The following is a 14,369-nucleotide window of genomic DNA, read 5'->3' as shown; positions in this document are numbered from 1 at the left end:
TCAGCGGGCCCCGGTATCGACTCTGACGTCCGTGGAGAGGCCGGCGATCATCACGCGAGGTGGTTTGCCGTTGATCGCGATCCGCACCGGGACTCGCTGCGTTACCTTCACCCAATTCCCGTTGGCATTCTGTGCGGGAAGAACGGAGAACTCGCTGCCCGTCCCGGCGCCGATCGACTGCACCCGGCCATGAACCTTGAGGCCCGGATACGCATCGAACTCCAGTTCGGCAGCCTGACCCACTCGCATGTGATCGAGATCAGTCTCCTTGAAGTTCGCCTCGACCCAGGCCTGATCGCTGACCACCAGGCTGAGGGCGGGAACTCCCGACGGGGTGATATTGCCCACCTGAAGCCGGCTGGTCTGGCTGACCACGCCGTCAGAGGGCGCTCGCACCGTGGTACGCTCCAGGTTCATTGCTGCCTGGGCTCGCTTCGCCAAGGCGACCTGAATGGCTGCGGGCTGGCCCGATCCCCCGCCGCTACCGATCTGCTGACGGGCCCGTGCTGCAGCAGCTTGGCCTGTTGCGATCTTGGCTCGCGCGGCGGCGACATCCTGAACGGCAGCGTCGAAGCTTGCGCGGGTGGTAAAGCCGCGCTTCATCAGTTCGTTCTGGCGCTGATAGGTAGCCTCGGCCAGCGTCAACTCGGCACGGGCGCTTTCGATATCCGCGGCAGCGCTGCTGCTGTCCGTCGCCATGGTCGCAACCTGAACCCGTGCAGCCGCAAGGTCTGCATTGGCCTGAGCAAGAGCGATGCGATAAGGCTCAGGATCGATCTGAAAAAGGACGTCCCCCGCCTTTATGCGCTGATTTTCCTTCACGTTCACGGCGACGATGCGCCCGGATACGTCCGGGCTCACCGAGATGACGTCCTGACGCACATAGGCGTTGTCCGTCGAGATGTATCGGCCGGACGTCAGGTATAAGTAGCCGGCAACCAGCGCGATCAGGAGCGGAAGGCCAAACATCAGCAACGGCCGCATCAGGCTGCGCCGCTTTGCCGACTGTTCAGGTGCAGGCGCATCCATGGCGATCTGTGACTCGGCGGCCGAACACGGCTTCGGATCGGCATCAGCCATGGACGACCTCCTTGGTCTCGGTTGAGCAGAGATTGTTGCGGATGCGGTTGAGAAGACCGGTCATCATCTCGATCTGAGGCTCGGAGACGCCGAGCAGTGCCTGAGTCATCAACTCGTCCGCCGTGGCGTGCAGCTCTTCCAGTACAGGGCCTGCCTTCTCGGTCAGGAACAACTGCCAGGCTCGCCGATCATTCGGATCGCGACGCCGTTCAACCAGACCGCTTTCTTCCATGCGATCGATAAGCCGGCACAGGGTGATCGGCTCTACCTCGAGCAGATCGGCCAAGTTCCCCTGGTTGATCCCCTCGTTTCTGCTGATGCCCGACAACGCCTTCCACTGCGCGCGAGTCGCGCCGTGTTGCCGCGCCCGCTCGTCAAAGCGTTTGCGCAGCATGCGCGCCGTATCGCTCAACAGGAATCCGAACGTGTCTGTCATACGCCGGCACATAATAAGCAAGCTTATATAATGGAAGTGTTGTCGGAAGTGCGGGCGCGGAAGGTTCTTGCAGCGTAGCGGCATCGTCGGGCGTTCAGGTATCGTGAGGAGCAGGTCGATGACGGTCATGAAGGGCGGCTGCCAATGCGGACGGATCCGGTATGCAGCCGAAATCGACAGCGATGACGCCTATCTATGCCATTGCCGGATGTGCCAGCGTGCCACGGGCGGCGTGTCGATTGCGTTTGTTAACGTGCCCGCCGCGAAATTGAGGTGGGAGAGTAGCCCGGACTGGTATCGTTCGTCGCCGATCGCTCATCGGCCGTTCTGCTCTGCCTGCGGCACGCCGCTGGGCTTCGCGTTTTTGGAGCACGCGGAAAACGTGGACATCACCGTCGGCAGCTTTGACGATCCTGGGCGGTTCAAGCCGGTGCATCATTATGCCGTTGAAAGCATGCACGAGGCCTGGATCGACACGCGAGGCTTGCCACGAGTCCGAAGCGAAGAGAATGAGAACGTCGTGAAACGCTGGATGGACGCTTGTGGCAAAACTCCCGATTGAGACGCATCATTTTGCCAGCTTCGATGGAACGAGGCTGGCGTGGCATGAGATGGGGCAGGGGCGACCTGTTCTCCTGCTCCACGGCTATTTCTCGGACGCGAACACGAATTGGATCCGCTACGGTCATGCGGAGGCAATTGCGGGAAAGGGGCGCCGGGTGATCATGCCTGACCTGCGTGCGCATGGGGAGAGTGATAAGCCGCATGACGCCGCGGCTTACCCACCCGACGCGCTTGCAAAGGACGGTCATGCCTTGATCGCGCACCTCGGCCTGTCCGATTACGATCTTGGCGGATACTCGCTCGGCGCGCGAACGACGGCCCGGATGCTGGCGACCGGCGCGACGCCGCAGCGGATCGTTTTTTCCGGCATGGGGCTTGAGGGGCTCACCAATTCGGAAAGGCGGCAGAGCCACTTCCGGCATATCCTTACCAACCTGGGCTCGCATGAACGAGGAAGCCCGGCTTGGATGGCAGAGGCGTTCCTGAAGACTACCGGAGGTGATCCGGTGGCGTTGCTCGGCGTCCTGGATACGTTTGTTTCGACCCCGTTGAGCGCCGTAGAAGGCTTTGACCAGCCGACTCTAGTGGTGAATGGCCGGGAAGATGACGACAATGGCTCTGCGGCAGCCCTCGCAGGCGCGTTGCCCAATGCCCGTCTGGTGGAAGTGCCGGGCAACCATATGAGTTCGGTGACAAAAGCTGAGCTTGGCCAGGCGATTGCAGATTTTCTCGCGGGTTGACCCGCTCGTCCGCTGCGCTCAGTGTGACAACATAACGACACATCAGGACTCACCATGAATCGTCAGATCGTTTCGCTTGCCGCCCTGGCGGTAGCGCTTGCGGTGCAACCCGCCTTGGCCCAGCAGGCTGCTCCTGCTGCCACGCGGGCTGCGCCCACTGCAGCGCAGGCCGATGCCTTTGTCGCTGCCGCGGAAAAGGAGCTTGCCGGTACCAGCGTGGAACTCGCTCAGATCTCCTGGGTGAACGCCACGTACATCACCGACGACACGGACGCGCTCGCCGCGAAAGCTGGCGGGCGGTTCACGGAACGGCAGGTGCAGCTTGCCACCGAGGCTGCAAAGTACCGCAACGTGCGGGGCCTCTCCGCCGATACGGCGCGCAAGCTCTACATCATGGCCGGCGGGGTAACGCTTCCAGCGCCGAACCGGCCGGGCGCGGCCGAAGAGCTATCGACCCTGAACACGCGCATGTCGTCCAGCTATGGCAAGGGGCGGGGAACGCTTGATGGGAAGCCGATCAATGGATCCGACATCGAAGCGGCGATGGGCGACTCGCGGGATCCTGAGAAGCTGAAGGAGATGTGGGTAAGCTGGCACGACAATGTCGGCGCGCCGATGCGGCAGGATTATGCCGCGATGACCAAGCTTGCCAATGAAGGTGCGACGGGCCTGGGGTTCAAGGACACGGGCGCGCTGTGGCGTTCCGGCTACGATATGGGACCGGACCAGTTCGCGGCACTGACGGACAAGCTGTGGAACGAGGTGGAGCCGCTGTACAAGTCGCTGCACACCTATGTTCGCTGGAAGCTGAACGAGAAGTACGGCGACGCCGTGCAGCCCAAGACGGGCCCGATCCGCGCGGATCTGCTTGGCAATATGTGGGCCCAGGAATGGGGCAACATCTATGACGTCGTGGCTCCGGCCGGCGCGGGTGACCTGGGCTATGACATCGGCGATCTGCTGAAGGCCAAGCAATATGATCCGGTGAAGATGGTGAAGACCGGCGAGGGCTTCTATTCTTCGCTGGGCTTTGCACCTCTTCCGGAAACGTTCTGGCAGCGGTCGCAGATTGTGAAGCCACAGGATCGCGAGGTCATCTGCCATGCCAGCGCCTGGAACGTCGACAACGTCGATGATCTGCGCATCAAGATGTGCACGAAGGTGAATTCTGACGACTTCGTCACGATCCATCACGAACTCGGCCACAATTACTATCAGCGGGCGTACAACCAGCAGCCGCTACTTTACAGGAGCGGTGCAAACGATGGTTTCCACGAAGCGATCGGCGACTTCGTCGCGCTGTCGATCACGCCGGACTATCTGGTGAAGATCAATCTACTTGATCCGGCCAAGGTGCCATCCGCAGACAAGGATATCGGCCTGCTGCTGCGTCAGGCGATGGACAAGGTGGCGTTCCTGCCGTTCGGATTGCTGGTCGACAAGTGGCGCTGGCAGGTGTTCTCGGGGGAAATCCCGGAAGGACAGATGCAGGCGGGCTGGGACAAGCTGCGGCTGCAATATCAGGGCATCGTGCCACCCGTTGCACGCGACGAGACCAAGTTCGACCCTGGTGCGAAGTATCACGTACCCGCGGCGGTTCCCTACACCCGCTACTTCCTCGCGCGCTTGCTGCAGTTCCAGTTCTATGAAGCTGCCTGCCGTCAGGTTGGCTGGAAGGGGCCGCTCCATCGATGCTCGTTCTACGGCAACAAGGAAGTGGGAGCGAAGCTGGACGCTATGCTGAAGATGGGTCAGTCCAAGCCCTGGCCCGATGCGCTGCAGGCGTTCACGGGCACGCGGGAAATGTCGGGCAAATCGATGGTCGCGTACTTCGCCCCGCTGAAGAAGTGGCTGGATCAGCAGAACAAGGGCAAGCCGAGCGGCTGGTAACAATCAGAAGTCGGGCACCGCTACGGCTTATGCGTAGCGGTGCCTGACGGTGACTGTCGTGGAACGTGGGGCATAGGGCCGCTGCTCGCCGGCTGCGGCCCGCAAACCCTTATTTTGGCTGGTTCGGGACCTCATCAGGGATGATGTTCTCGTCCGCGATGCCCGCCTCGAACGAGTCAGTCGCGTCCTGCCCGTCCGGCATGTGCGCATGTGACTTGTCGTCTGCTGACTTGGGGGGTGAGGAGGTGCCTTCCCCAGCGGCCTCTTCGGGCTTTCCGTCCGGCTTCTGGTCAGCATTCTTCTTCGGCGTGGAACCGCGCAGCGACAGCAAGGCCGCGGTTGCGGCTGCACCTACGGCCGCCAAGCCGCCGGCGAGCGCCGCCTTGCTCTTCCAGACGGGCGTCTTTTCGGACTCGGGCGGCGCTTCTGCCTTGGGTTTCGCCGGGCGCTTGGGGGGCGGGGTCGCCCGTTTTGTCGAACGCGGCTTGGGAGGCGCCGGCGGCTTTCTGACGGTTGCCGGCTCCGCAGCGCTCTCGCTCTTCGCCGCGGCTGGCTTGCGCCGCGGCTTGCTTGCGGGCTTGTCCGGGGCCGACTTCGACGCCGTGCTTTTGCGCGGAGCCCGACGAGCGGGCGGCTTGGGCGCAGCGGGCGGCGTTTCTTCGTTGTCGGCCATAGTCAGCTCCCCTTTCTGCCTGAATGGGGAGCGTAACGCAGTGACTCGCTGAATCGTTTCCTCGGTGGAACGTAGCTCAGCGGAAGGGCGGCTCGTTGAAGGCCCGCAGCTTGCGGCTGTGAAGCTTCTGCCCCTCGCGGCGCAGCTCCTCACAGGTTTCGATCCCGATCCGCATGTGTTCGGAGATCGCGCGCTCGTAAAAGCGATTTGCCTGCCCCGGCAGCTTCAACTCGCCGTGGAGCGGCTTGTCCGATACGCAAAGCAGCGTGCCATAAGGGACTCGGAAACGGAAACCCTGCGCGGCAATCGTCGCCGACTCCATGTCGATGCCGACAGCGCGGCTCAACGAGAAGCGAAGCGCGGACCGGCTGTAGCGTAATTCCCAATTTCGATCGTCGGTGGTCACGATCGTCCCCGTGCGCAGGCGGCGCTTCAGTTCCTCCCCGGACTGGCCGGAGACGGTCTCCGCGGCGCGAGCCAGGGCTTGCTGGACCTCAGCGATGGCCGGTACCGGGATCTCCGGCGGGAGCATGTCATCGAGCACGTGATCATCGCGCAGATAGGCGTGCGCCAGCACATAGTCGCCAATCCGCTGTGAGGGGCGCAATCCGCCGCAATGGCCGATCATCATCCACGCGTCCGGCCGAGTCACGGCCAAGTGATCGGTGATCGTCTTTGCGTTGGAAGGGCCCACGCCGATGTTGACCAGCGTGATGCCGGCGCGATCAGGCGCCATCAGGTGATAGGCCGGCATCTGGAGCCGGCGCCACGCCGTGTCGTCCAGCACGGCGGGATCATCCCCCGGCCGGAACATCACACCACCCGGACCCGCAAGCGCGGTGAAGCGACTGTCGCCGCCCACCTGTGCCGTGGCCCACCTGACGAATTCATCGACATAGCGATGATAGTTCGTGAAGAGCACATAACGCTGGACGTGTTCCGGCGCGGTGCCGGTGTAGTGCCGCAGTCGGGCAAGGCTGAAATCGGTACGAAGCGCGTCAAAGAGGGCGAGGGGGCGGGTGCCATCTATGGAGGCCCACAGTCCATCGGCGATTTCGTCGCCGATGTGCGCGAGCTCTGTCGCCGGAAAGTGGCGCGCCAATTCAGCGGCCGACACTTCATCCAGGCTCAGTGCGTGACCGGCATCGAGCACATAGGGGAAGGGGATTTCCGTTGCGCCAGGGGCCGCCTCCACCGTTACGTCATAATCCTCCATCAGCAGGGTTAGCTGCTCGATGAGATACTCGGCAAACAGCCCAGGCTTGGTGACGGAGATGCGGTATTCACCGGGAGTCACCAGCCGGCCGAATGAGCGGAGCGGCGTGGGGCGATCGATACCGCCAGTGAACCGGAGGCGGATTTCCGGATAAGCAAATGAACCGTTGCGGCGGGCCTCAGTCGAGGGCGCGACACCTTCGGTTAAATAAAGGTTCAGCGCAGCTTGTAGGCGGGCAACAGCGTCGGTGTAGAGCCGGTCTAGTTCGGCAACGATCTCTTGAGCAGTCATCGCGGATGGTTACGCCGCGTCGGTGACACTGGCAAGACGCCGCTCCGCCCGTTGTTCGGAGCGGCGCCTTGAACTTAGTGCTTTGTCTTGCCCTTGCCCGTACCGGGCTGACCGCGCCGGGTTGCCGCATAGGCGGCACCGCCGACAGCGGCGGCAACGCCCGCGATGATTCCGGCGGCCGCATAGGGATGCCCTTTTGCCGCATCCATCGTGGCAGTCGTGGCCGACGTCACTCGAGCCTGCGCGCCGCCGGCGGCGTCACGAGCCCGCTCCGCCAGAGTGGCTGAGCCCTTCTGGCCCGCATTGGTGTGGGTTGCGTTGGTCATGCCGATCCTCCTTTCCGAAGATAGGCCGACCAACGCTTGCCAGGATCAGAGGTTGCCGAGCAGGTGATCTGCAGAGCTGACCTTGAACTCGCCCGGCGCCTCTACGTGAAGCTGCTCGACGACGCCGTCGTTGATTACCATCGCGTACCGCTGGCTGCGCTTGCCCATACCAAATTTGGTGCCATCCATGGAAAGGCCGAGCGCCTCCGCGAAATCCCCATTGCCGTCCGCCAGCATTGTCACATCTGCCGCGCCGGCCGATTTCGACCAAGCGCCGAGCACAAAGGGATCGTTCACCGAGGTGCATGCGATCTCATCAATCCCCTTCGCCTTCAGATCGGCGGCCTTTTCGATGAATCCTGGCAGGTGCTTGGCTGAGCAGGTCGGCGTGAAGGCGCCGGGCACTGCGAACAACGCAACCCGGCGGCCAGCGAAGTAATCCGCGGAGTTTACTGCCTCCGGCCCGTTTTCGGTTGCCTTCACAAGGGTCGCGCTAGGCAGCTTGTCGCCGACGTTGATCGTCATTCGGTATCTCCTGCAGCCGCTGGTTGCGGTCGATCTTTCCTCGCAATCAGAAGACTGCTTTTCAAGCGTGACGATCCGCTGCGGCTCGGCTTAGAGTAACTCCATGGAGACAGCGACCTTTCTTACCGGCCAGTTCCTCCTTGCGATGCCGGGGATCGGCGACCCGCGATTTCAGCAAGCGGTGATCGCGGTGTGTGCGCATGACACGAAGGGCGCGATTGGCATCGGCATTGGTGCTCAGATCGGCGGCCTTGGGTTGCATGACGTGTTTGAACAGGTCGACATCGATCCGGGAGACACGCCGAATGCCCCCATTCACTTCGGCGGCCCGGTCGAGACCCGGCGCGGTTTCGTTCTTCATTCGCGTGACTGGAGCGGGCAGGACACGATCGACGTTGCGGGTAAATGGGCGCTCTCGGGCACGCTCGATGCCTTGCGGGCGATCGCATCGGGTAAAGGGCCGACGCGATGGCTGGTCGCCCTGGGCTATGCCGGCTGGGGTGCGGGGCAGCTTGACGGCGAAATGACCCGGCACGGCTGGCTGAACGTGGATGACGACGACGGCATGCTCTTCGACACCCAGATCACTGAGCGATGGGCTCGTGGGTTCAACGCTGCCGGTATCGATCCCCGGCTTCTTGGTAACGAAAGCGGCCACGCCTGAAAATGCCGGCGGCTGCCTGATGGGGCGAAGCGGGTCGGCTCAGGCCTGCGCACCGCGATAGGCAGAGGCCATCTCGCGCGGCTTCAGACTGGTTTCGCTTTTGCGGCCCATCAGGTAAAATCCGCTGGCGGCGTCATTGGCATAGGCGGCAGGTACCAAGGGGTCGAGCAGCGCCAGCCAGAAGAAGGAAAGCTTGGCCGCCTTGCCCGCGGCTACGGAGCGAAACAGCCCGCGGACGAAATAATCGATCGACCAAAGCATTTGCGTGCCGGCACCGCCGCAAACCCCAGTTCGGATCGCCTCAAACCGCCTGAACAGCCAACGGTGACCGCTCGCCGTGAAGCGCAGGAAGTCGTACGCGCCTTCATGAACGTGCTGAAGAAACGGTGTTTCGGCATAGGCGATGCCGCCGGGTCGCAGGACCCGCCAAATCTCATCCACAACCACCTGCGGCTCCAGCACGTGTTCGAGGACGGCTTGCACAACCACGCCATCAACGCTGGCGTCTGCCAACGGGATCTGGTGTGCGTCGGCGACCAGTTGCGCCAATGGAGAAGCGTAAACGTCGAGCGCCAGCACGCGGATATTGGGGTGTTCGTAGAGCGGGGCCATTCCCTGGCCCACGGTGCCGCCGCCGACGACGAGTACCACCGGGTTGTCATTGTCCCTCAGGAGCAGGCGAATGAACTCGTCGACATTCTCGCTCGTCACTCTTTTGGGAGGCGAGAGGAGGCGTTTCAATCGCGAACGCAGCCCGCTGAATCGGGGGCGGGCCACCTGACTCACGGCCTGGCCATCAAGTAGATCGCCCGGTGAGAATATGGAGCGATCGAAGTCGACGAGCACCGGCGCGTGACCGACGAAGGCGAAGCGACTGGACGTATCCGCCTCGTCCACCAGCGAGGCTTCGCAGCGCTTCAGGCGTCCACCCGTAACAGGGGAACGTAGCAGCGGTTCGACTTCTTCAAGTGAGACTAGCATGCGGAAACGGTACGGATGGTGAGGCGGCGGCGCGATGAAGCTTCTGGGGCGCCGTTGAAGGCATGAGGGTTCGTTTCCCAGCCGATCGAGCATGGCTACGCCGCGACGTGATTATGCCTCCGGTCGGCTCAAAGGAGCTATGCCAATCACCCAGATGGGCTGCGAGCGCGTCCACACGACCTCGCTCTGCCGACATATAAAGATATCTTTATATTTGTATTCGGCAATGCGCCCGATTATGTGGCGGCTATGTCGGCCGGTGATATGCCTGGTCGGCGTCACTTTCCTGGAGACCCGTTGTGGCCACCGTTCTCGATCGCCCCACCACTGATTATGTCATCAAGGACATCGGCCTGGCCGATTTCGGCCGCGCTGAAATCAACATTGCCGAGACCGAAATGCCCGGCCTGATGGCGCTGCGTGAGGAATATGGCGCGTCGCAGCCGCTGAAGGGCGCGCGCATCACCGGCTCGCTGCACATGACGATCCAGACCGCGGTGCTGATCGAGACGCTCGTCGCTCTCGGCGCCGATGTGCGCTGGGCAACGTGCAACATCTTCTCGACGCAGGACCATGCCGCCGCCGCGATCGCCGCTGCGGGGATCCCGGTCTTCGCTGTGAAGGGTGAGAGTCTCGCCGATTACTGGGATTATGTCGGCTCGATCTTCGACTGGGATGACGGCACCGGCCAGACCGCCAACATCATCCTCGACGACGGCGGCGACGCCACCATGTTTGCCCTGTGGGGTGCCAAGCTTGAGCGCGGCGAAAGCTTCGGTGAGCCGGAGAATGCCGAGGAAGTCGAATTCCAGCGCGCGCTGAAGGCGTTCATCGCCAAGAAGCCGGGCTACCTGACCGAGACGGTGAAAAACCTGAAGGGCGTGTCCGAAGAGACCACCACCGGCGTCCACCGCCTGTACGAGATCGCCAAGAAGGGCGAGCTGCCGTTCCCCGCGATCAACGTCAACGACTCGGTGACCAAGTCGAAGTTCGACAACCTCTACGGCTGCAAGGAGTCCCTGGTCGACGCGATCCGTCGCGCTACCGACGTGATGCTCGCCGGCAAGGTCGCCTGCGTTGCCGGCTTCGGTGACGTCGGCAAGGGCTCGGCCCAGTCGCTTCGCAACGGCGGCGCCCGCGTGCTCGTGACCGAAATTGACCCGATCTGCGCGCTGCAGGCGGCGATGGAGGGCTTCGAGGTTGTGACGATGGACGAGGCGGTGAAGCGCGCCGACATCTTCGTCACCGCGACCGGCAACGCCGACGTGATCACCGCCGATCACATGAAGGCGATGAAGCCCATGTCGATCGTCTGCAACATCGGCCACTTCGACAGCGAGATCCAGATCGCCGCGCTCGACAATTACGAGTGGACCGAAGTGAAGCCGGGCACGGATCTGGTGAAGTTCCCGGACGGCAAGCAGATCATCGTGCTGGCAAAGGGCCGCCTCGTGAACCTCGGCTGCGCCACCGGCCATCCGTCGTTCGTGATGAGCGCGTCGTTCACCAACCAGACGCTCGCTCAGATCGAGCTGTGGACCAAGGGCGAGAACTACAAGAACGAAGTGTACGTCCTGCCCAAGCACCTCGACGAAAAGGTTGCGGCGCTTCACCTTGAGAAGCTGGGCGTGCAACTGTCGAAACTGACGCCGAAGCAGGCCGGCTACATTGGCGTGCCGGTCGAAGGCCCGTTCAAGCCGGACCACTACCGCTACTGATCCGTAAGCCATTGGCGCAAACGGCGGTCGTCCGATGGGCGGCCGCCGTCTTCGTTTTGGGTAAGTGTGGCGCGCGAGCAACAAGCGCCGAGGTAATAGGGTTAACGATACGACAAGCTTGCATCCCTATCCGGATGCGAGGAGTTGAGGCCCCCGAACGAGAGCGCCTGCCAAAGGCGCCCCAGTAAAAAGGGCTTATCATGAATACGTTGCGTCGTACGCTCCTGGCATCATCCCTTCTGGGCGGGATCGTTGCTTTTCCCGTCGCGGCTCAGGTCGAGCCAACGGTGCAGAGCCAGACGGCTGAAGTGCCGACTGCGGATAATGTTGCCACGGTGAATGACGATGCAGGTGCAGACGCTGACATCGTGGTCACCGGCTCGCGCATCGCCCGCCCTGAAGTGGATGCGCCGACGCCGGTGACGTCCTTCTCGGCGGCAACTCTTCAGCAGTCCGGACGCGTCAACGTAACCGACTTCCTGTCGCAGAATCCTGCGCTGCTCGGCTCCGCCACGAGCGGGGCGCAGGCCGGCTCGAACGCTGGTTTTGGTGCAACCGGCACCAACCTCCTGAACCTTCGCAATCTCGGTACCGACCGCACGTTGGTGCTTGTTGACGGTCGCCGCCATGTTGCTGGTCTGCCGGGTTCCGCGTCGGTGGACATCAACACCATTCCTGTCGACCTGATCGACCGGATCGACGTAACCACCGGTGGCGCGTCCGCGATTTACGGCGCGGACGGCGTTTCCGGGGTCGTCAACTTCGTGCTGAAGCGCAACTTCGAAGGGCTGATGGCACGCGCGCAGACCGGCATTTCCGACGAGGGCGACGCTGGCAACCGCTATCTCTCGATCACCGCTGGCAAGAACTTCGCAGAGGGCCGCGGCAATGTGGCGTTCTCTTACGAATTCCGCGACGATGATCGTCTGAGCAGTTTCCGTCGGTACCGCACCGGCAATCCCCTGGGCCTTTTCGGCCTTGTTCGTGATCCCAACGACTTCCCCGATGATCCGACCCGGCCAGACCGCGTGCTGACCAATGACCTGCGTTATGCGGACAGCTCGCCAGATGGCGCCGTCGATCTGGATGGCGATGGAATCCCCGACTTCACGGGCAGCGGCAAGGTGTACGACCGCGGCCGCCTGCTTCCCGGTTCGGGCGGGCTGGTGCAGGGCGGCGACAGCACGCCACAGGCCGGGTATCAGGGCGATCTCCAGCCGAAGAACCGCATTCACAACTTCAATCTGCTGACCAGCTATGAAGTATCCCCGGCGCTCCGCATCTTTGCGCAGGGCAAGTACACGAACACCAAGAGCTTCAGCGTTTCGCAGCCGAGCTTTGACTTCGGCACGTACCTGGCGCCCGACAACGCATTCCTGATCGATCGTTTCGGCGCGGCGGCGGCCGCCGACGGGGCGTATGTGTCACGCGACAACTTCGATCTGGGTGTCCGCGGCGAGTCCAACAAGCGCGAGACGTATCGGGCCGTCGTCGGTGCCGACGGTCGGATCGGCGATCACGCTCGTTACGAGCTGTCGTACGTCTATGGCCGTACGGACAGCCGCTTCCTGAGCACCAACTATCGTATCGCAGATCGCTACTTCGCGGCGCTTGATGCGGTGCGCGATCCCGCTACCGGGCAGATCGTTTGCCGGTCGAACCTGCTCCCCGGCGCCAACATCGACCCCAACAACTTCGATGGGCCGGCAACGACCTTCACGCCGGGCGCAAACAGCGGGTGTCAGCCGCTCAACATCCTGGGTGAGAACGTGGCGAGCGCCGCGGCGCTGAACTTCATCAACGCCGACCTCACCAATACGTATCGGGTGCAGCAACACGTCGTTTCGGGATCGATCTCGGGCGATTTCGGCAAGTTTTTCGAGCTGCCCGGCGGCCCGGTCGATTTCGCGATCGGTGGCGAATATCGCAAGGAAATCAGCTCGTTCGTCTCGGACCCGCTATCGCAGCAGGGCGCGCTGGCCGATCTGGCGCAGATCCTGCCGGAGCGCGGCAGCTTCGATGTGAAGGAAGCGTTCGGCGAATTGCGCGTGCCGGTTCTTCGTGACCTGCCGGTTGCCGAGACTCTCGAGCTGAACGCCGCCATCCGCCTGTCGGATTATTCCACGGTTGGAAGCACGACGACCTGGCAGGTGAGCGGCGTCTATGCTCCGGTCCGGGACATCCGCTTCCGCGGCGGGTATTCGGAGGCAGTGCGCGCCCCGAACGTGACGGAGTTGTTCGCTCCGCAGAACGGTACGTTCGCGTTTATCGACGATCCGTGCGACCCGGAGAACCTGCCGGAGGGCACGCAATATCGCGTGGCGAACTGCCAGGCGGCGCTGACCGCGGCAGGTCTGTCCCCGGCTCAGATCGCCTCGTTCAACCCGGTCAGTGATCCGCAGGCGACTGCCAGCCTTCCTGGCCGGAGCGGCGGCAACAATGCGCTGCGTCAGGAAACGGCAAAGACCTGGACCGTCGGCGTCGTCCTTCAGCCGAGCTTCCTGCCGGGCCTGCAGATCACGGCCGACTGGTTCAACATCAAGCTGAAGGACGCGATCAACACGCCGGAGGTACAGCAGCTTGTCGACCTGTGTGTTGACCAGCCCACGCTCGACAACATCTACTGCGCCAACGTGACCCGCTCGGGTACGACGGGCTATGTGTCCGACTACTTCGTCGGGCCGCAGAATGTCGCCGAATTCCGGACGCAGGGCCTGGACGTGACCGCTAACTACCGGCTCGATGCGGGTTCGGTCGGTGTGTTCAACTTCAAGCTGGTGGGCAATTATCTGGACCGGCTGGACTTCGTTCCGACGCCGGGTGCAGACCGTGAGAACGAGCTGATGCGGGCGAGCGTGAGCCGGCTGGCGCCGAAGTACAGCGGCACGTTCGACCTTACCTGGACGAAGGATGCATTCACGCTGAACTATGGCTTGAACTACTTCAGCAAGCTGCGCCGCTTCACGGAAGATCAGGTGTCCGCAAATCCTGATATCGCAGAGCCGCAGTACATCTTCTACCGTGAGCGGTGGGAGCATGACCTGCAGGCATCGATCGCCGCCGGTGAGAAGTTCAACTTCTACCTGGGCGTCAACAACCTGACCAACGAGGTCGGTGACGTGGCGAGCATCCGCTATCCGTATTCGCCAATTGGCCGGTACTTCTACGCGGGTGCGCGGATCGCGCTGGACTCGATTTTCTGATCGGATCCCTAGGCTAGAAACGAAAAGGGCTGGAACGAACGTTCCAGCCCTTTTTCTTTGCG

The 14,369-nt window shown here is 62.7% G+C and carries 13 protein-coding genes; 6 read left to right on the top strand and 7 right to left on the bottom strand.

Features of this window, described 5'->3' with window-relative positions; translation table 11 throughout:
• Both LQ954_RS08155 and LQ954_RS08150 read right to left on the bottom strand, forming a co-directional pair.
• Complete coding sequence (locus tag LQ954_RS08155; protein WP_231022607.1) at positions 1-1,080, bottom strand: HlyD family secretion protein; 1,080 nt, start codon at positions 1,078-1,080, stop codon at positions 1-3.
• Positions 1,073-1,645, bottom strand: coding sequence for a MarR family winged helix-turn-helix transcriptional regulator (locus LQ954_RS08150; RefSeq protein ID WP_330999949.1), 573 nt, complete (start codon positions 1,643-1,645; stop codon positions 1,073-1,075). The genes LQ954_RS08155 and LQ954_RS08150 overlap by 8 nt, the downstream gene beginning before the upstream one ends.
• On the opposite strand from LQ954_RS08150, the gene LQ954_RS08145 reads away from it, so the two are divergent.
• The 3 genes from LQ954_RS08145 to LQ954_RS08135 are packed head-to-tail and all read left to right on the top strand — an operon-like array spanning position 1,644 to position 4,710.
• Complete coding sequence (locus LQ954_RS08145; RefSeq protein ID WP_415837047.1) at positions 1,644-2,078, top strand: GFA family protein; 435 nt, start codon at positions 1,644-1,646, stop codon at positions 2,076-2,078. The genes LQ954_RS08150 and LQ954_RS08145 overlap by 2 nt on opposite strands.
• Positions 2,059-2,820, top strand: coding sequence for an alpha/beta fold hydrolase (locus LQ954_RS08140; RefSeq protein ID WP_415837048.1), 762 nt, complete (start codon positions 2,059-2,061; stop codon positions 2,818-2,820). The genes LQ954_RS08145 and LQ954_RS08140 overlap by 20 nt, the downstream gene beginning before the upstream one ends.
• A 54-nt stretch (positions 2,821-2,874) precedes the next feature.
• Positions 2,875-4,710: a M2 family metallopeptidase gene (locus tag LQ954_RS08135; RefSeq protein ID WP_231022605.1), complete on the top strand. Its 1,836-nt coding sequence runs from the start codon at positions 2,875-2,877 to the stop codon at positions 4,708-4,710.
• Positions 4,711-4,819: 109 nt separating this feature from the next.
• On the opposite strand, the gene LQ954_RS08130 is transcribed toward LQ954_RS08135, so the two are convergent.
• The 4 genes from LQ954_RS08130 to LQ954_RS08115 form a co-directional block, all read right to left on the bottom strand.
• Complete coding sequence (locus LQ954_RS08130) at positions 4,820-5,383, bottom strand: hypothetical protein (RefSeq protein WP_231022604.1); 564 nt, start codon at positions 5,381-5,383, stop codon at positions 4,820-4,822.
• A gap of 76 nt (positions 5,384-5,459) precedes the next feature.
• Positions 5,460-6,890, bottom strand: coding sequence for an AMP nucleosidase (locus tag LQ954_RS08125; protein WP_231022603.1), 1,431 nt, complete (start codon positions 6,888-6,890; stop codon positions 5,460-5,462).
• A 74-nt stretch (positions 6,891-6,964) separates the two neighbouring features.
• The gene (locus LQ954_RS08120) at positions 6,965-7,216 is read right to left on the bottom strand and encodes a hypothetical protein (protein ID WP_231022602.1); all 252 of its coding nucleotides are present in this window, start codon (positions 7,214-7,216) and stop codon (positions 6,965-6,967) included.
• Between the two features lie 45 nt (positions 7,217-7,261).
• On the bottom strand, positions 7,262-7,741 hold the full coding sequence (locus tag LQ954_RS08115) for a peroxiredoxin (protein ID WP_227769955.1): 480 nt from the start codon (positions 7,739-7,741) through the stop codon (positions 7,262-7,264).
• Positions 7,742-7,844: 103 nt separating this feature from the next.
• Here LQ954_RS08115 and LQ954_RS08110 point away from each other — a divergent pair, with 103 nt between their 5' ends.
• Positions 7,845-8,405: a YqgE/AlgH family protein gene (locus tag LQ954_RS08110; protein WP_227769956.1), complete on the top strand. Its 561-nt coding sequence runs from the start codon at positions 7,845-7,847 to the stop codon at positions 8,403-8,405.
• Between the two features lie 39 nt (positions 8,406-8,444).
• Here LQ954_RS08110 and LQ954_RS08105 read toward each other — a convergent pair whose 3' ends face one another.
• A complete protein-coding gene (locus LQ954_RS08105) occupies positions 8,445-9,386 on the bottom strand; it encodes a class I SAM-dependent methyltransferase (protein ID WP_231022601.1) in 942 nt (313 codons plus the stop codon).
• 299 nt (positions 9,387-9,685) lie between these two features.
• Between LQ954_RS08105 and ahcY the strand changes: the two genes are divergently transcribed.
• Both ahcY and LQ954_RS08095 read left to right on the top strand, forming a co-directional pair.
• Positions 9,686-11,104 (top strand): adenosylhomocysteinase, encoded by a 1,419-nt coding sequence (ahcY, locus tag LQ954_RS08100; RefSeq protein WP_227769958.1) that lies wholly within the window; start codon positions 9,686-9,688, stop codon positions 11,102-11,104.
• 200 nt (positions 11,105-11,304) lie between these two features.
• Positions 11,305-14,307, top strand: coding sequence for a TonB-dependent receptor plug domain-containing protein (locus LQ954_RS08095; RefSeq protein ID WP_443026606.1), 3,003 nt, complete (start codon positions 11,305-11,307; stop codon positions 14,305-14,307).
• The last annotated feature ends 62 nt before the right edge of the window (positions 14,308-14,369 follow it).

Origin of the sequence: Sphingomonas sp. IC-11, from assembly GCF_021043365.1 — a bacterium.
In the GTDB taxonomy this organism is placed as follows: Bacteria; Pseudomonadota; Alphaproteobacteria; order Sphingomonadales; family Sphingomonadaceae; genus Sphingomonas.
The sequence above is the reverse complement of the archived record's forward strand: the minus strand, read 5'-3'. Positions and strand labels throughout refer to the sequence as shown.

Bases quoted from the DNA above. Each gene is read 5' to 3' on its own strand.
- LQ954_RS08155 (WP_231022607.1), bottom strand. From the start codon at position 1,080: ATGGCTGATGCCGATCCGAAGCCGTGTTCGGCCGCCGAGTCACAGATC.
- LQ954_RS08145 (WP_415837047.1), top strand. From the start codon at position 1,644: ATGAAGGGCGGCTGCCAATGCGGACGGATCCGGTATGCAGCCGAAATC.
- LQ954_RS08150 (WP_330999949.1), bottom strand. From the start codon at position 1,645: ATGACCGTCATCGACCTGCTCCTCACGATACCTGAACGCCCGACGATG.
- LQ954_RS08135 (WP_231022605.1), top strand. From the start codon at position 2,875: ATGAATCGTCAGATCGTTTCGCTTGCCGCCCTGGCGGTAGCGCTTGCG.
- LQ954_RS08130 (WP_231022604.1), bottom strand. From the start codon at position 5,383: ATGGCCGACAACGAAGAAACGCCGCCCGCTGCGCCCAAGCCGCCCGCT.
- LQ954_RS08125 (WP_231022603.1), bottom strand. From the start codon at position 6,890: ATGACTGCTCAAGAGATCGTTGCCGAACTAGACCGGCTCTACACCGAC.
- LQ954_RS08120 (WP_231022602.1), bottom strand. From the start codon at position 7,216: ATGACCAACGCAACCCACACCAATGCGGGCCAGAAGGGCTCAGCCACT.
- LQ954_RS08115 (WP_227769955.1), bottom strand. From the start codon at position 7,741: ATGACGATCAACGTCGGCGACAAGCTGCCTAGCGCGACCCTTGTGAAG.
- LQ954_RS08110 (WP_227769956.1), top strand. From the start codon at position 7,845: ATGGAGACAGCGACCTTTCTTACCGGCCAGTTCCTCCTTGCGATGCCG.
- LQ954_RS08105 (WP_231022601.1), bottom strand. From the start codon at position 9,386: ATGCTAGTCTCACTTGAAGAAGTCGAACCGCTGCTACGTTCCCCTGTT.
- LQ954_RS08095 (WP_443026606.1), top strand. From the start codon at position 11,305: ATGAATACGTTGCGTCGTACGCTCCTGGCATCATCCCTTCTGGGCGGG.